Genomic DNA, 16,157 nt, shown 5'->3' with positions numbered 1-16,157 from the left:
GATACACCACAAATGAGAGAGGTACAACGTGACCACCACCTGGCTGGACGAGGTCTTCAACGTCAGAAAGCCCGTCATCGGCATGCTCCATCTCGCCGCGCTTCCCGGCGATCCCGGCTTCGACACCGCGGGCGGCGTAGCGGCCGTCGTCGCGCGGGCCCGCACCGAACTGGACGCCCTGCAGTCCGGCGGCGTCGACGGCGTGATGTTCTCCAACGAGTTCAGCCTGCCGTATCTGACCAAGACCGAACCGATCACCGCCATCACCATGGCCAGGGTCATCGGCGAGCTGCTGCCGCAGATTGCGATCCCCTACGGCGTCAACGTTCTGTGGGACGGACAAGCGTCGATCGATCTGGCGGTCGCCACCGGCGCCCAGTTCGTCCGCGAGATCTTCACCGGGGTGTACGCCAGTGACTTCGGATTGTGGGACACCAACGTGGGTGCGGTTGCTCGCCACCGCTCCCGGGTCGGCGGCGCCGACGTCAAGCTGTTCTTCAACATCGTCCCGGAGTCGGCCGCCTACCTGGCCAGCCGTGACCTCGAATCAATTACGCGGACAACAGTGTTCGCGACAGCACCGGACGCCATCTGCGTGTCGGGCGCGACCGCCGGATCACCCACTGACACGGACGCGCTGCGGCTGGTGAAGTCGGCCGCGGGTGCTACCCCGGTTTTCGTGAACACCGGGGTGCGCGCGGAGAACGTCGCCGACCAGCTCGACATCGCCGACGGTGCGATTGTCGGCACCTATTTCAAGCACGACGGTGTCTTCGAGAACCGTGCCGATCGTGCCCGAGTGGATGAGTTGATGACGGCGGCACGCAAGTTCCGCAAGCAATTGGCCTGACAAGCCCTATGGACGCCGACGCGTCAAGTTCGCACACCAAATGGCCTCTACCACATTGAATTCGACGGTACGGTTGCGCGTCGGCTTCGAGCTGGCATATCCGGTGAGTTGAAGGAGTTCACCGGTCTCGAAACCGAAAAACGTCAGGCCCGACCTGGCGTCGCAGTGCAAGTTGCCGAGGGTGTTGAACACACCGTTGCCCGGATAGTCGGCAAACCGCAGAGCGGTCCCGTCCGCGGAACACTCAACGAACCCGGACGGACCGCCTCTATGCGAAACGTCGGCGCTGAGGTCTGGTCCAACACTTGCGATGAACATCGTGTCGGCACCTCGAACGAGTGCCCGCCCCTTGGCAGACATCCGGTCCGATCGGACGCGGGTCGGTTGTGCAGAGACGTCCTCGACGTCGAGCTGATGGTCTTGAATGTATTTGGGGCAGTTGGCGTAACACTCATCCACCGTGATTGTCATTCCGCCCTCATCGGCGCGTATCGTCCCGTTGATCCTCGCGCGCATCCGCCACCGCAGATCGATGGCGAGCATCCCGGCCGGCCAACCGGTCCCTCGGGCTCCCGCCCCGTGGAGCGGGTCCCCCATGAGGATGTGCGCCGCAATTCTCACTTCGGCGTCGGTAGGCGTGCCGACGAAGCCCGGTTTGCCGAAAATTGGTGATGCCCATACGTGTTCGAGAGCATCGATACCACCGATGAGCACCCAGGGCAACGCGCTCAAGAACATCGACAGGGCAGCGGGCACATTCGTCCGGACTGTGTGCGCCATCTTGGCGGCCTGCGCGACCGTATCCGCCTGAGCCTGGACCGCCAACTCGCCAGCGTGGTAGGTCCGTGGCATCAGAAGAATCCGCAGCTCGGCGCGCCATCCTCACGTGCAGGGTGAGCTTCCAGGCGGTCGCTCGTGCAGATTTCGACGCGAATTCCGTCGGGATCGGTGAAGAAGATGCCCCCCGACGTGGCACCCGGCTGATGGGCGATGATGTCGTCGTAGATCAACGGAACGTCGAGTCGCCGCAGTCGATCCTGCACGGCCTCCACATCTTCGAGGGTCGGCACGGAGAACGCGATGTGATGAAGTCCAGGCTGTGCAGTCTGAAAGACGCCGTCGCTCTGCTGCCAGAGCGTGAGGGTGATGGTGTCGCCGTGCCCGAGAAACGCGTATCGACGTCCGTCGTCAGTCCCTTCGGCAAGCAGATCGAAGCCGCACACCGCCCGGTAAAAGTTCAGCGACCGAGTGAGACTCGTGACATTCAGACCGACATGGCCGATGAGGGGGGCGACCGGTGTAGGTCCCGCCTGCGTTCCCATTGAAGACTCCTTCGAAATCGACATTCTAACTGCCTAAGGCACTGTAAAGGGTTAGAACTGTGCATCGCAACTTCACTGCGAAGCCGCCTTCCGAGCACAATGCGCAAAAGGCGGCTATCGACTGGTGTACGGGTTGTGCGCACAAGCGCGACTTCGTTGCCGCTCCTTCGTAACTTCAGATGCGAACCCAACCGGGCGAGTTACGAAGAACGGATCAGAGATTGCATATCTCATTGCGTGCCATGCGGATTCGCGGAGCGACGCCGAAGGATGCACTCACTGCCCGACGACCTGAGCGGCTGTGAGAGATCGGCTCGACACGCTGCTGTCCGCACTGATGGGCGGTGCCACCTGTGGCAACATCCTTGCCGGCGTGGGGCCGTTGGCCATTGCCAACGAGTTGCAGTCCGGACCGATCGTGGTGACGCTGCAAGTGCTCAGGCTGATCATGACGGTGTTCGCCGCCGGACTCGTTCCGAGGCTAATCGGATGGCTCGACGGCACATAACCGCGGCCGCACCTGACCCCGATGTCGCCGCAACCGGCGCGGTCGCCGCGTAACTCTCAGACGTCAGAGCTTTCGCGCCACAGGTCGATACCGGATTCCCTGGCGTGTTCGTCGATTTCGCTCAGCTCGTCCTGGGTGAACTCGAGGTTGTCGAGCGCCGCGAGATTCTCCTGCAGTTGTTCGACACTGGATGCGCCGACCAGTGTCGAGGCTACCGCCGGATTGCGCAGCACCCACGCCAGCGCCATCTGGGCCAGGCTCTGGCCACGCCGCTTGGCGACGGCGGCCAGACCCTGCAGTCGTTCGCGAACATTGTCGGTGACCAGCTCGTCGTCGAATGTCGGACGTGTTGTCGCCCGCGCGATTTCGGTGGCGGGCTGGTCTAGGTAACGGTCGGTCAGCAAGCCCTGCGCCAGGGCGGTGAACGCGATGGCGCCCATCCCGGCGTCGGCGAGTGTGGAGAGCAGATCGCCCTCGACCCACCGGTTGAGCAGCGAATACGACGGCTGGTGGATGACCAGCGGTGTTCCCAAGCGCTTTGCGATGGCCGCCGTTTCTGCGGTCTTGGTGGCCGAGTACGACGAAATGCCGACATAGCGGGCCTTGCCCGCGCGCACCGCGGTGTCCAGCGCGCCGATGGTCTCCTCGAGCGGGGTTACCGGATCGATGCGGTGTGAGTAGAAGATGTCGACGTAGTCGAGTCCAAGGCGGTCCAGCGAATCATCCAGGCTGGCAAGCAGATACGTGCGACCACCAAGCTGACCGTAGGGGCCTGGCCACATATCCCACCCGGCTTTGGTGGAGACGATCAGTTCGTTTCGGTACGGCTTGAAGTCGCGGCGCAACATGCGGCCGAAGTTCTCTTCGGCCGACCCGTACGGAGGACCGTAGTTGTTGGCGAGGTCGAAATGCGTGACCCCGTGCTCGAACGCATACCGCAGAACTCGACGTTGATCGTCGAACGCGCGGTTGTCGCCGAAGTTGTACCACAGGCCCAGCGAGATCGCAGGCAGCAACAGCCCCGAGGTACCCACTCGCCGATAGGGCATCGAGTCATAGCGCTGCTGCGAAGCCACCCACGGATCGTTCGTGAATGGGACACCGGAGATGGGGAGGTCACTAGTCATGAGGTGTGTCGTCTTTCAGTTGTAGTTGCGCGTATTCGCGTGTGGGCGTTGATGGTTTGGTCAGCACGCCTTGGCGGCATCACGCCACGACTCCAGGAAGCGGAGGAAGGCGGTCGCACCCGGATCTTGCAGCCCGATGCTGCGTTCCTGCAACCAGGATGCCCGGCCGCGGCGCGACTGCAGGGCGGTGGTGTCGATGACCGCGCGTTCGGCGCCCGCGATGGCGTCCTGCAATCCCGACATGGCGTCGGTCGCGTCGTCCAAAGCGTCCGCGGCGGGCATGATCGCGTCGAGAATGGTCTTGTCGCCGAGTTGGGTCTTACCGCGCAACGCGATGTTGTCACCGGCCGCACGGATGAACCTGGCCGCGTCGCTGACCGAGATCTCGGTGACGTCGGTCCAGATCTTCGAGCCGGCAAGCAGCCCGCCCGCGACCAGCGCAGCCATGGTCGATGGATTGGCGTTCGCGAACGCCTTGGCACATTCACGCGCGATCTGCGCAGGCGTGACGGAGTCCGGCAGCGCGCTCACCGCCTCGATCACCGCCTCCGCCCCCAGCGTGACCGTGATGCCCAGATCACCGTCGCCAAGCGCCTGATCGAGGTCCCGCAATTCGTCGGCGCTCTTCACCAGTTCGGTGAGGCTGCCGCGGATGTGCTCCTTGAGTTCGTCTGCGTTCACGGCTCAGGCCTGCTCGAAGAACGGAGAGGACGCGGGCGCGTTGAGCAGGGCCAACCGCTCGTCGTTGAGTGCCAGCAGGGAGATCGAAGCTCCCGCCATCTCCAGGCTGGTCGCGAACTCCCCCACGTAACTCTTGGCGATCGTGATCCCGAGGTCGCTGAGCACCTGGTGGGTGCGGCGGTACAGGATGTAGAGCTCCTCCAGCGGCGTCGCCCCGAGCCCGTTGACGAGGACTGCCACCCGGTCGCCCGACGTCAACCCCAGATCGTCGACCAACGCCGCGACGATCCGGTCCGCGATGGCGTCGGCGGTGTCGAGTTGACCACGGTGAATCCCTGGCTCGCCGTGGATTCCGATGCCTATCTCCATTTCGCCGTCCGGCAGTTCGAAGCTCGGCGCGCCGGTGGTCGGCAGGATCGTCGGAGACAGGCCTATCCCCATGGTGGCGGTGTGTTCCACCACATCCTCGGCGACCGCGGCGACGCTGTCCAAGTCGTCGCCGCGATCGGCGGCGGCGCCGGCAGCCTTGTAGGCGAAGAAGATTCCCGCCACGCCGCGGCGGTCGGCCTTGCGTTCCTTGGGCTGACTGGCGACGTCGTCACGGCCCAGCACGGTGCGCGTCGGAATGTCCTCGAGTTCGGCGAGGTCGGCGGCCAGGTCGAAGTTGAAGACGTCGCCGCCGTAGTTGCCGTACAGGTACAGCACCCCGGCACCGCCGTTCACCGCGGCGGTCGCCTCGAAGCACTGTTGCGAACTCGGCGAGCTGAATACGTTGCCGATCGCAACGCCGTCGCACAAACCCTTGCCCACATAGCCTTTGAAGAGCGGCAGATGTCCGGAGCCACCGCCGGTGACGATGCCTACCTTCCCGTCGACGGGAGCGTCGGCGCGCACCATGATCCGGCGGTCCTCGCCGGGCGTCTTGACCTTGTCGGGGTGCGCGAGCAGGATGCCTTCGACCATCTCGTCGACGAAATGCTCGGGTTGGTTCAGGATCTTCTTCATCTGTTCCTCTGTCCGGATCTGCGGTGCGATCAGCGGTCGGCGCCGACCGTGGCTGGCTGCTGTGGCGGTCTTCGTCTGCGGCGGCGCAAGGTGACCTGATCGGCGATCATCACCAGGATCAGGATCACCCCTTGGGCGATCGCGTACTGGTATGCCGACAGCCGTAGCGCGGTGAAACCGCTGGCGACGATTTGCAATGTGAGCGTGGCCAATACAACGCCGAACACGGTGGCGAAACCGCCAGTCGGGTTGGTTCCGCCGAGCACCGCGATGACGATGACGAGCAGAACATAGGACGCCCCATAGTCGGCCGACGCCGAAGGGTTCCGCGCGATGAACAGCACCCCGGCCAACCCGCCCAGCAGACCTGTGACCAGGTAGGTGCTGGTCAGCACCGACCGGCTGCGGATGCCCGAGTAACCGGCCGCCATCGGGTTGGAGCCTTCGAGCTGGATCTTCAGGCCGATCGGTGTGCGGTTGATCAACAACGCGACCAGCGCCGCGGCCACCACGAAAATCAGGAAGAGGATGGGGATTCCGGCGACCGTCGCCTGGCCGAGGTTGGTCAGCGCCGCAGGCGAACCGTAAAGGGTGCGGCCTCCTGTCCAGACCACCGCTATGCCGTTGTAGACCTGCATCGTGCCCAGCGTCGCCAGAATCGGCGTGATACCGACGTAGGCGACCAGCACGGCGTTGATCGCGCCGCCCAGCAATCCCATTGCCAGTCCTGCCAATACGAGCAGCGGCGCCAGCTGCTCGGCCAGTGCGGGGTTGCTGCCGTGGATGGTCGTGTACAGCGTCGACATGGTGATAGCCGACAGGTTGGCGATGTTCACCAGCGACAGATCGATGCCCCCGGTCAGCATCGCCAGCATCATGGCGATCGCGAGCACGCCAACTTCCGGCGCGGCCAACGCCAGGTTCTGCAGGTTCAGTGTGCTGAGGAAGACGTTGGGGCGCAGCGCGGCGAAGAACGCGAACGCGATCACCAGCAGCAGCAACATGCGCCCGGTGCCACGGCTGACGTGCAACCGGTCGATGAGTTCGGTTGTGCGGGTACCCAGATCGTCGTTGAGTTGGCGGAGGCCGGTCATACGGTCATCGCCTCCTGCGTCAGATCGGGCCCCTCTGCGCTCGGCTGGCGTTTGCGGCGGCGCTTGGCCGATACGGCTTGGACACCGACGCCGATGATGAGCAGGGTGCCGACGGCGGCACGCTGCCACGCGCTGGGAACGCCGGCCAGGATCAAACTGTTGCCGATCACCTGCACCAGCAGCACACCCAGGATGGTGCCGACGACCGATCCGCGGCCGCCGAAGATCGACGCACCGCCCAGCACCACGGCGGCGATGATGTCGAGCTCGGTGCCGACGAGATCCTGCGGACTGGCGCTGCGGCCCATGATGATGTAGATCAGTCCGCCCAGCGCTGCCGTCATCCCGACCAGCACATAGAGCAGGATCTGCGTCCTGACCACCCGGAAGCCGGCGCGTCGAGCCGCCTCGACGTCGCCGCCGATCGCATAGATTGAGCGCCCGAACATGGTGCGCCGCAACATGAACGCGACTACACAGCACAGCAGTACCGCTGGGATCACCATCACGTGCAGGTATGCGCGGCCGCTTTCGGTCGCGACCGACAGCAGGTTGGTGGTCGACAGGCTGGCGATGGCGGGCGGGAGGTCGGCGATGTAGCGCGAACCGACGAAGGTCAGCAACGCGCCCTTGAAGATGCCCTGGGTGCCCAGCGTGACGATCAGCGTCGGCAACCGGAAGCGCGCTATCACGACGCCGTTGATCAGGCCGAGCGCAGCGCCGATCGCCAGGGCGAGCAGTACAGCGCCGACGAGCCCTGTGCCGAAGGCGCCGGAGCCGAACGCCGTCACGGTCGTATAGGCGGCGAAGATTGCTATCGCGGCGAAGGACACATCGATTCCGCCACTGATGATGACCAGCAGCACGCCGAGCGCGAAGATCAGCGGCACGATCGAGCTGCGCACGATCGCGAACAGCGTCGACACCGAGAAGAACACCGGATTGAGCATCGACATCACGATGATCAGCCCGAGCAGGATCAGCGCAAGGATGCCTTCGTTGTTGCGTCCCCGAAGATCAGATATCGAGAAGCGTTGCGGCCGTGTATCGGTCACGCCGCGATCCTCTCCAGGATGAGGTCGGAGTTGACGTCGGCGTCTTCCAGGGTGTGGGTGATCCGGCCCTGCCGGACCACGAGGACCCGGTGGCACGCGGCGACGAGTTCGGGAACGTCGTCGGAGATGACGATGATGGCGCGGCCCTCGGCCGCCTCGCTGCGCAGAATTTCGAGGATGTCCGCCTTGGAGCCGACGTCGACTCCGACGGTGGGGCCGTTGAGGATCAGCACGCGGGGTTTGATGGCCAGCCATTTGGCCAGCACCACCCGTTGGGCGTTCCCGCCGGACAGCGAACGAACCGGCGCTGCGACGCGCGGCGCCTTGATACGCAGCCGGTCGAACAGTTCGCGGATGGTCGCGCGAGTTTTCGCGTTGTCCAGTGTGCGCCAGCGGGTTCGGTACCGGTCGAGCGATCCGGCGATGATGTTGTCACCGATGGCGCGGTCCATGAACAGACCCTGCGTCAGCCGGTCTTCGGGGACGTAGCCGATGCCTGCGGCGATGGCGTCCTGGATCGAACGCAAAGTGACCGGCTTTCCGTCGAGTTTCACCGTGCCGCTCGACGCGGGACGCACCCCGAACAGGGCTTCGGCGATCTCGGTCCTACCGGAACCGAGAAGCCCTGTCACACCGAGGATCTCGCCGGCGCGAACGGTGAAACTCACGTCGGTGAAGGCGCCGGGGCGGGTCAGTCCCTCGACGTCGAGGACCACCGATGCGGTGGCGGGCAGCGCACTGACGACACGTTCTTCGCTGAGTTCCCGTCCGGTCATCCACTCGCTGATCGACTGCCGGGTGAACTCACTGGTCGGCCCGGTGACCACCTGCCTGCCGGAGCGCAGGATCGTGACGCGTTGTGCCACGCGCAGCACTTCGTCGAGCTTGTGGGAGACGAAGACCAGGCCCACGCCGCGTGAGCGCAGCGTGTCGACGAGCGCGAAGAGACGGTCCACTTCGCTGTGCGTGAGCGCGGTGGTGGGCTCGTCCATGATGATGACGCGGGCCTCGTGTACGACGGCGCGGCAGATCGCGGTGAGTTGGCGATCGGCGACCGTCAGCGCGGCGACGTCGGCGTCGAGGTCGAGGTTCAACCGCAGTTCGTCGACGATGCGCCGGGCCGTCTGCCTCGCCTCCGACGGCGAATAGAGTCGACGACGCTCGGCCACGGCGCTGGTGAGTGCGATGTTCTCGGCGACGGTGAGATTCCCGAACAATGAGAAGTCCTGGTAGATCACCTGGATACCGCTGGTGATCGCCGCGGTCGCGTTCATGAAGCGGTGTGCGACGTCGTCGATGACGATCTCGCCGGCGTCCGGCCGTTCGGCGCCGGAGATGATCTTGATCAGCGTGGACTTGCCGCATCCGTTTTCGCCTGCCAGGCAGTGCACTTCGCCGGGATAGAGGTCGAAGGAAACGCCGTCAAGGGCGGTGACGCCGCCGTACGTCTTGACGATGTCACGCACCTGGAGCACCGGCTTGGCCGTGTCGGTGGCGCTTGGTGCTGTCATAGGTGGAACTTTCCGGCACGGCCGCGAGGGATCGGCGCGACCGTGCCTTCAGCTGCGGTGCTGATCGTCAGAAGTTGTACTGGGACATGGTCTTTGCGTCGGCCTCGAGTGCGGCGTTGCCGACGTAGACGTTGTCGTACCCGTCGAGTTTGGTCAGCGACTCGTATCCGGGGATGTTGAGGTTGGTGCCTGCCTCGATCTTCTTGCCCTGGGCGAGCATCATGGCGATCTGAAGTTGTGCCTCACCGGCCAGTGCGGGGTCCCAGAAGAAGATCTTGTCGATAGATCCGTCGGCGAGGTACTTCGATGCCGCGGACGGGATCGACGTGCCCATCACGCAGATCTTGTTCTGCAGTCCAGCTTCCTGAACGGCACGCGCGATTCCGGGCACGTCGTTGCCCGCCGAGCCCTGGAAGCCCTTGATGTCCGGGTACTTGGCCAGCACTTCCTTGGCCTTCTCGTAGGCCGCCTGCTCGTTGTCGGTGCTCTCGATCGGGTCTTCGACGCGCGTCATGTTCGGGTACTGGCTGGTTTGCAGGTCATGCGCTGCGCCGACCCACTGCATGTGCGTCTTCGCGGTCAACCCGCCGACGAACTGCACGTACTTACCCTGCTGGCCCATGCACTGCGCGAGGTTCTGCATGATCTGCTTGCCGTAGGCCGCGTTGTCGAATGCCTCGATGTCGATGTCGGCGTTCTGGATTCCGGTGGCCTCGTGCGTCACCACCTTGATGCCCTGCGCGCGGGCCTGGCCGAGGACGTTCTGCAAGGCCTCAGGCGAGTTGGGCACGACGGTGATGGCGGTGGGGTGCTGCGGGATCAAGTCCTGGATGATCTGGATCTGCTTCTCCGGACTCGTGTCGTCCGCGCCCTCCTGCCGGGTGTCGACGCCGGTGCGTTTCGCAAAGTTCTGATCGCCGACGGCCATCCGGTCGAACCACGCGATGCCCTTGACCTTGACGACGTTGACCATCGTCATGTCTTTGGGGTCCTGCGTGCCGCCGCCGGCTGGGGCACTGCTGTTACCTGCGGCTCCCCCGCCGACTGAGCCGCAGCCGGCGATCAGGGTCATGGTCAAGCCCACGGCCCCCAGAAGGGCCGCCCGCCTTTGCTGCATTCGTCACTCCCTTGTGAGCTCCAGGATTTCGGGCCGACCGCAGCCCGACCTGCGTGACAGTAGACGTGACCCTGCGCACAGTCAAGCATCGGCTGGCACGAAATCGTGCAATACGGTGTGGCAAATGCGCGAAATCGTGCATCATGTGGCTAACACTGCGCTTACTCGAGAGAAGGCTGTCCGGAATGTCACGTCGCGCGGATATCGTCAATCGCCTGCGGGATCAGGGGTTTCAGAGCGTCAACGCGCTGGCTGGGGCATTCGACGTCGATGCGTCGACCATCCGGCGCGACCTCGACAAGCTCGCCGCGGATGGCATCATCGAGCGCACCCACGGCGGCGCCGTGCCTGTCGACCGTGGACCCGCTGCACCCGGTAAAAGCAGCAGGCACCACGCGGAAAAAGCGGCGATCGGTGCGGCGATGGCCGAACGCGTGCACGAAGGTCAGACGATCCTGCTGGACACCGGGGAAACCACCCTCGAGGTGGCCCGACACCTGCACCATTCCCGGCTGACAGTGGTCACCCACGATCTTCGTGTCGGCCTGGAGATCGCGTCCAAGCCGTCGATCAACCTGGTGTTCGTCGGCGGGGAACTCCTGCCGTCCGGGTTCGGCATGTGGGGTCCCACATCTGTGCAGCAGGTCGAGAATCTGCGCGTCAACGTGGCCATCTTCGGGGCAGGCACCATCATGGACGACGGCATCTACTCCGCCTCCAGCTATGAGATCGAATTGAAGCGCAAGATGCGGTCGATCGCGAGCGAGGCATTCTTTGTCGCCGACAGCTCCAAGTTCGGCCGCGAAGCCCTCTTCAAGGTCTTCGGATTCGAGGAGTTCACCGCTGGCATAACGGATTCGATGCTCGACCCCATTCGCGCCGCCGCGCTCCCACTCCCTGTCATCCGCGTCGCGGTCGACCGCTGACGTGACAGGCGCGCGATACGTCGCCGAAACACGCGGCGGCTAGGTTGGTTCGAGACTGTGTCGAGAGGAGTCGGCGATGAGCACCCCAACACGAGCGACGTATCGCACCATGGTCGAGGGCACCGCGGAAGACTATGCGCTCATCGCTCGCGCGGAAGCGGCGAACAACGCCGGACTTGTCCCCCGCGTCATCGCACTGGTTGAAGCCCTCGCAGAAGGTGAGCAGGCATACCCGGTCAGCCGGCTGGACCATTCCCTGCAGTCGGCGACCCGCGCTTTCGACGACGGCCGCCCCGTCGAGTACGTCGTCGCCGCGCTGCTGCATGACATCGGAGACACCTACGCGCCGCACGCCCACGGTGCGTTCGCCTCGGCGGTGATCGCGCCGTACGTATCCGAGCGGATGGCCTGGATTGTCAAGGCGCACCCGGAATTTCAGCAGTACTACTACGCACCCCACATGGGTGGTGTCCGCGACGCCAGGGAGAAGTATCGCGGTCATCCGTGGTTCGACGACTGCGTGGAATTCTGCGAGAAGTACGACCAGAACTGCTTCGATGTCGAATTCGAGCACCGGGCGCTCGACTTCTTCCGCCCGATGGTCGAAGAGATCTTCGCCCGCGAACCATGGACCGCGCGATAACGCAGCCGCGTCAGTAATGCCCGATCGCGCAGCGGATTCTCGAGGCCGCGCTGAGCGAATTCTCGGTGTTTGCAGCTGAATTGCCTCGGCTTTATGAGGAATTGAGCTTCGATGCCGCAAGGCTGCGCGGCTTCACCGGGCGGTTGTTCGACTACGCCCAGAGCCACCCGGAACTCATGCGCCTGCTGGCGAGGAGCGCTCTGGGAATGCCGGCCGGTGCGGTGCCCGCACGCGCTAAGGCGCGACCCGGGAAACTCGCCGCCATCAGACCAGCACAGCAAGTTGGGAGCCTGAGCGACAGCTATCCCCAGCCTTCCCGATCACAATGATCATGAGCTTGGGCACGGCGTGGAGCGCGCTGAGTCCGTTCGGCCCCAACCTGTCGCCATCCTCGAAAAAGGAACTGGTCGCGATGCGGGACTGCGTCGTGCGACTGGTCGGGCAAGTCACCACCGAGAACTGGCCCATTGACGTTGGTCACAACCTGAACGGAGTTGCCGCCATGGGCAATTCACGCCCGTCGATCCTGCTTGTCCACGGCGCCTGGATGCAGTCGTGGACATGGGCGACAGTGACCACCATGCTGACGGAATCGGGGTGGGACGTGCGAACCGTCGACCTTCCGACGACGGCGGCCGAAGGTGCGTCGAACTTCGCGCTCTACGACGACGCTGCCGTCGTGCGTCGCGCCATCGGCGATATCGACCGCCCAGTGGTCGTCGTCGGGCACTCGTACGGGGGTGCGGTGGTGTCCGAGGGCGCCGCCGGGCAAGCCAATGTCGCGCGACTGGTCTACGTGTGTGCGTTCCAACTCGACACGGGTGAGTCGCTTTTGGATGTCACCGGTGACCAGCCACCCCCGTGGTGGCTCATCGACGGTGACGTGATGACGGTCGACAATCCCCAACACCTGTTCTTCAACGACCTCAATGCCGACGAGGCCGACCGGGCGGCGGCCCGGCTCCTGCCCTTCAGCCTCAAGGCGGTCACCCAACCGCTGACCGATGCGGCATGGCGAGACGTGCCGTCGACTTACATCGTGTGCGACAACGATGTCGCCTTCGGCGACGGCCAGGATGTTTTCGCGCAGCGCGCCACCGATGTCCGGCGGTTGCCCTCAGGACATTCGCCGTTTTTGTCGGTACCGGCCGAACTCACCACCCTGATCGTCGAAGCCGCATCCGCCGAATCCGGCTAGCACGACACCCGCGCCAACGACGCCGTTGACCAACTGGTTGACCTCTGCATCAGATCGGTTGACCAGAACACACAGGAACCCGGATGGCCGAAGCGCGTGAAACCTTCGATGTGGTGGCGTTTTTGGCCTCCGGTCTAGCCAGCTTCGTGAGCGGCGCGGCGTGAGACGTCGGCGGCGGACTCAGTGCGCAGTTCTCCGCCGCCGAGAATTGACCACCACCGCTACACCTGGCCGAGTGGACGGCACGCGTTGGAAACCGGATTCCAGTACTGCCCGTCCCCGCAGTTCGGCGGGAACGGCACCAATGGCGGCCGGCACACGTTGCCGACCGGGTCCCACCAATCGCCGTTCTGGCAGCCGACCGGGGCCGGTGGCGGCGGTTGACAGACGTTGGCGACCGGATCCCACCACTGGCCGTTCTGGCAATCGAGCGGTTCCGCCGAACCCGCTGCCGGGATGACCAACGACAGGGCGGCGATCGGCGCAACAGTGGACGTGACGAATGTCGCGCGACGAACGAACTTTCCCATGGCGTCAGCCTGCCCCATCCAGTGCGTGCTCAAACCGGCTTCAACTCCTCGCCCCGAGGTGGTGGGCGAAGAACCGGGCCGTGCAGTCGCGCTCGTATTCGGGTGCCTGATAGCGGCCACCCGAGTGGGCGCGCAGTGTCTTCTGCTGTGAGGCGAACGCATCGAACAACGCCAGATCGGACTCCCGGCTGGAATTCTCGTCATCCCACGGCATCCAGTACTCGACCGGGACGGTGATGCTTCGTGCCAATTCGATCAGAGCGGGCGTCACGACGGCCGCGCCGAAGCTGACGGCACCGATCCTGCGATCCACCGTCGTCAGCTTCAAGCCGGTGGCCACGCCAAGGGCCACCCCGCCGTAGCCGACCGGCGCCTCGGCGCCGATCTCGGGCAGCGTTTGGAGAGCATCCAAGGTGGCCTGCCACTCCGGCACGGCGCGCTGCGTCAACTCCGCGTTGTAACCGGCGACGATCGGTGCGATCGGCTCGCCGGCAGCGCGGGCCTGATGAATGGCCTCGGCCCATCGCCGATCCTCGGAGCTACGTGGCCGGTCGCCGTGGCCGGGCGCGTCGATTGCGGCGACGGTGAACCCGTTGGCGGTCACGTGGTGGAGCGCATGGGCGACGAGCCCCGGCGCCTTCTTGTGCATGCCGCCGGAGTGTCCGGTCAGCAGCAGGGGCCGGCCCGCGGTTACGGATGCCGGTGACCAGAGCACGCCGGTGATCTCACCCAGGATGAAGGTTCGTTCGACGACACCGTTCGACGATGTCCGCGAAGTGAAATGCATGGTGTTGCCTTTCGAGATTGCCTTGTTCAGGCGCTCCCGGCGACACCTACGGCTATCGCTGCTCGACCGTGAACACGAGTGGGAGCACCCACGTGGTCACTTGGTTCATGGGTCTCACCTCCTCGCGTGATGTCACGGCCGTCCGCACACTAACAAGCGGTTCGCCACCGGTCCAACACTTTTCGCGGTCGGAGTATCGGCCTTGGCGATTCGGCCGCTGTCACGCATCCTTAAGCGCTATCGTCTGTTCCGGTGCGGCTCACATCAGTGAAAGCGATCTATTCACACCTCGCGAAGACCTACGAACGCGATCTGCGCGATGACATGAAGTACACCGCGTACGTGGATGTGCCGCAGCTGATCGTCGATGCGCTGGGGCCGATCCGGGCGAACATCCTCGACCTCGGCTGTGGCACGGGGCTCTCGTCGCTGCTGTTCTTCGAACATGGCCACGACGTCACCGGTATCGACGGCGTCGGCGCCATGGTCCGTCGCGCGCGAAAATTGCCGTACAAGAAGGTGATAGAACAAGACCTCGAATCGCAATGGCGGGTCAAGGACTCCTCGTTCCATGCGGCGGTGATGCTCGGCGTGATGGAGTACATCATCTATCCCACCCGACTGCTGCGACAGGTACACCGAAAGCTACTCCCCGGCGGCGTCTTCGGACTGACCGTGCCCGACAAGAGCGACCTGTATGCGCAGTCCGGACTCAAATCGTATACGGCGGACGAAATTCTGCCCGTCATCACCGAATCAGGCTTTGAGGTCGTGACGTCAGAGAAGACTCTGGGCTATGAGGACGAGGGCCGGGAAGTCCTGTACTGGAACTACCTCTTGCGCAAGATCGCGGTCGATTAGTCGACCTGTGTAGCGTGTCGAGCGTGAACTTCTCTCGTTGGCCTTCATTCGTTGCGCTCGCCACCGGTGCCGCGACGCTCGCCGTCACCCTTTCCGCATGTGGTTCGGATTCAACGCCGTCTGCGGCGACCTCATCTTCGGCTTCCGGCACCGACGTGGTCACCGCGCCCTCCATCGCGGAAACCGCAACCGACGCCAGCACCTGCCCGACGGCGCCTCCGGCTGGCGACGGCGCACCCGAGTGGACGCAGTCCGGTGCCACCGGCAGCGTCGCGGTCACCGGATCCACCGATACGGCCGCACCGCTGATCAAGGTGAGCGGCCCGTTCAGCGTGACCGACACGCTGGTTTACACGTTGAAGCCCGGCGACGGGCCGGTCGTGCCGCCCACGGCGACGGTGTCGGTCTGCTACATGGGGGTCAACGGACGCGACGGTTCTGTGTTCGACAGCAGCTACGAACGCGGACAATCCGCCGAGTTTCCGCTCACCGGCGTCGTGCCGGGATTCCAGAAGGCCATCGCCGGACAGAAGGTCGGATCCACCGTGGCGGTCGCGATGACCCCTGCCGACGGATATCCGGAAGGTCAGCCGAGCGCCGGCATCCAGAAAGGCGACTCGCTCATCTTCGCGATCAAAGTCCTCGGCATTTCGGACTGAACTACCCGCCGCCGGTAACCGGGTTCGACGACAGCGGAATGAAGCCTCCGTTGATCCATACGCCCCAGCGTCCGCCCCAACCCGAGTACCACACGACGGGTTGCCCGTCCCACACCTCGGCCGGCTTGCGGGGCGCCCAGTCCGGCGGCACTTCACCCTGCACGGGCGCGGGCGGCGGCGGTGCGGGGTCAGCGTTCGCGACGGCAGCACCCAGGCCTGCCGAGAGCCCGCCCGCAACTGCGATGGCAGCCAGCGTGGTCTTGATCGAGGTCATGACATGACT

20 protein-coding genes are annotated in these 16,157 nt (G+C 64.6%); 8 read left to right on the top strand and 12 right to left on the bottom strand.

Annotated elements, in window-relative coordinates:
• Positions 1-28: 28 nt before the first annotated feature.
• Positions 29-850 carry a BtpA/SgcQ family protein gene (locus tag A5724_RS16180; RefSeq protein WP_082965057.1) on the top strand — a complete coding sequence of 274 codons (822 nt, stop codon included), beginning with the start codon at positions 29-31 and terminating at the stop codon, positions 848-850.
• Positions 851-856: 6 nt separating this feature from the next.
• Here A5724_RS16180 and A5724_RS16175 read toward each other — a convergent pair whose 3' ends face one another.
• Together A5724_RS16175 and A5724_RS16170 are read right to left on the bottom strand one after the other, a co-directional pair.
• Entirely contained in the window at positions 857-1,702 is an 846-nt protein-coding gene (locus tag A5724_RS16175; RefSeq protein WP_067803639.1) for a pyridoxamine 5'-phosphate oxidase family protein, read from the bottom strand.
• On the bottom strand, positions 1,702-2,172 hold the full coding sequence (locus tag A5724_RS16170) for a VOC family protein (RefSeq protein WP_067803635.1): 471 nt from the start codon (positions 2,170-2,172) through the stop codon (positions 1,702-1,704). Before A5724_RS16170 ends, A5724_RS16175 begins: the two co-directional genes overlap by 1 nt.
• Before the next feature lie 301 nt (positions 2,173-2,473).
• Between A5724_RS16170 and A5724_RS16165 the strand changes: the two genes are divergently transcribed.
• Positions 2,474-2,680: a hypothetical protein gene (locus tag A5724_RS16165; protein WP_067803633.1), complete on the top strand. Its 207-nt coding sequence runs from the start codon at positions 2,474-2,476 to the stop codon at positions 2,678-2,680.
• Positions 2,681-2,736: 56 nt separating this feature from the next.
• Here the strand turns inward: A5724_RS16165 and mgrA are convergent, their stop codons facing one another.
• The 7 genes from mgrA to A5724_RS16130 all read right to left on the bottom strand — a co-directional run bounded on the left by mgrA (position 2,737) and on the right by A5724_RS16130 (position 10,270).
• The gene (mgrA, locus tag A5724_RS16160) at positions 2,737-3,807 is read right to left on the bottom strand and encodes an L-glyceraldehyde 3-phosphate reductase (protein WP_067803630.1); all 1,071 of its coding nucleotides are present in this window, start codon (positions 3,805-3,807) and stop codon (positions 2,737-2,739) included.
• Positions 3,808-3,867: 60 nt separating this feature from the next.
• Positions 3,868-4,488 carry a DAK2 domain-containing protein gene (locus A5724_RS16155; protein ID WP_067803627.1) on the bottom strand — a complete coding sequence of 207 codons (621 nt, stop codon included), beginning with the start codon at positions 4,486-4,488 and terminating at the stop codon, positions 3,868-3,870.
• Positions 4,489-4,491: 3 nt separating this feature from the next.
• On the bottom strand, positions 4,492-5,493 hold the full coding sequence (locus A5724_RS16150; RefSeq protein WP_067803623.1) for a dihydroxyacetone kinase subunit DhaK: 1,002 nt from the start codon (positions 5,491-5,493) through the stop codon (positions 4,492-4,494).
• 29 nt (positions 5,494-5,522) lie between these two features.
• Positions 5,523-6,587 (bottom strand): ABC transporter permease, encoded by a 1,065-nt coding sequence (locus tag A5724_RS16145; protein WP_197518678.1) that lies wholly within the window; start codon positions 6,585-6,587, stop codon positions 5,523-5,525.
• A complete protein-coding gene (locus A5724_RS16140) occupies positions 6,584-7,642 on the bottom strand; it encodes an ABC transporter permease (RefSeq protein WP_197518677.1) in 1,059 nt (352 codons plus the stop codon). Before A5724_RS16140 ends, A5724_RS16145 begins: the two co-directional genes overlap by 4 nt.
• Positions 7,639-9,153 (bottom strand): sugar ABC transporter ATP-binding protein, encoded by a 1,515-nt coding sequence (locus A5724_RS16135; protein ID WP_067803620.1) that lies wholly within the window; start codon positions 9,151-9,153, stop codon positions 7,639-7,641. The genes A5724_RS16140 and A5724_RS16135 overlap by 4 nt, the downstream gene beginning before the upstream one ends.
• Before the next feature lie 67 nt (positions 9,154-9,220).
• Complete coding sequence (locus A5724_RS16130) at positions 9,221-10,270, bottom strand: autoinducer 2 ABC transporter substrate-binding protein (RefSeq protein ID WP_067803617.1); 1,050 nt, start codon at positions 10,268-10,270, stop codon at positions 9,221-9,223.
• Positions 10,271-10,455: 185 nt separating this feature from the next.
• On the opposite strand from A5724_RS16130, the gene A5724_RS16125 reads away from it, so the two are divergent.
• From A5724_RS16125 to A5724_RS16115, 4 genes are all read left to right on the top strand, one after another.
• Entirely contained in the window at positions 10,456-11,196 is a 741-nt protein-coding gene (locus A5724_RS16125; protein ID WP_082965056.1) for a DeoR/GlpR family DNA-binding transcription regulator, read from the top strand.
• A gap of 76 nt (positions 11,197-11,272) precedes the next feature.
• Positions 11,273-11,839, top strand: coding sequence for an HD domain-containing protein (locus A5724_RS16120; protein ID WP_067803612.1), 567 nt, complete (start codon positions 11,273-11,275; stop codon positions 11,837-11,839).
• A 65-nt stretch (positions 11,840-11,904) separates the two neighbouring features.
• Positions 11,905-12,168 carry a hypothetical protein gene (locus A5724_RS35170; protein ID WP_197518676.1) on the top strand — a complete coding sequence of 88 codons (264 nt, stop codon included), beginning with the start codon at positions 11,905-11,907 and terminating at the stop codon, positions 12,166-12,168.
• A gap of 2 nt (positions 12,169-12,170) precedes the next feature.
• Positions 12,171-13,037, top strand: a complete 867-nt coding sequence (locus tag A5724_RS16115) for an alpha/beta fold hydrolase (RefSeq protein WP_197518675.1) — start codon at positions 12,171-12,173, stop codon at positions 13,035-13,037.
• A gap of 221 nt (positions 13,038-13,258) precedes the next feature.
• Here A5724_RS16115 and A5724_RS16110 read toward each other — a convergent pair whose 3' ends face one another.
• Complete coding sequence (locus A5724_RS16110) at positions 13,259-13,567, bottom strand: hypothetical protein (protein ID WP_067803609.1); 309 nt, start codon at positions 13,565-13,567, stop codon at positions 13,259-13,261.
• A 40-nt stretch (positions 13,568-13,607) separates the two neighbouring features.
• On the bottom strand, positions 13,608-14,354 hold the full coding sequence (locus A5724_RS16105; RefSeq protein WP_067803606.1) for an alpha/beta hydrolase: 747 nt from the start codon (positions 14,352-14,354) through the stop codon (positions 13,608-13,610).
• A 252-nt stretch (positions 14,355-14,606) separates the two neighbouring features.
• Here A5724_RS16105 and A5724_RS16100 point away from each other — a divergent pair, with 252 nt between their 5' ends.
• Together A5724_RS16100 and A5724_RS16095 are read left to right on the top strand one after the other, a co-directional pair.
• Entirely contained in the window at positions 14,607-15,215 is a 609-nt protein-coding gene (locus A5724_RS16100; protein WP_156752310.1) for a class I SAM-dependent methyltransferase, read from the top strand.
• A gap of 14 nt (positions 15,216-15,229) precedes the next feature.
• Entirely contained in the window at positions 15,230-15,874 is a 645-nt protein-coding gene (locus A5724_RS16095; RefSeq protein ID WP_082965054.1) for an FKBP-type peptidyl-prolyl cis-trans isomerase, read from the top strand.
• Between the two features lies 1 nt (position 15,875).
• Here A5724_RS16095 and A5724_RS16090 read toward each other — a convergent pair whose 3' ends face one another.
• Positions 15,876-16,148 (bottom strand): hypothetical protein, encoded by a 273-nt coding sequence (locus tag A5724_RS16090; protein ID WP_067803598.1) that lies wholly within the window; start codon positions 16,146-16,148, stop codon positions 15,876-15,878.
• Between the last annotated feature and the right edge of the window lie 9 nt (positions 16,149-16,157).

It is taken from the genome of Mycobacterium sp. ACS1612, from assembly GCF_001667505.1.
Classification (GTDB): domain Bacteria; phylum Actinomycetota; class Actinomycetes; order Mycobacteriales; family Mycobacteriaceae; genus Mycobacterium.
Note: the sequence above shows the minus strand (reverse complement) of the source record. Positions and strands in the feature narration are given on the sequence as shown.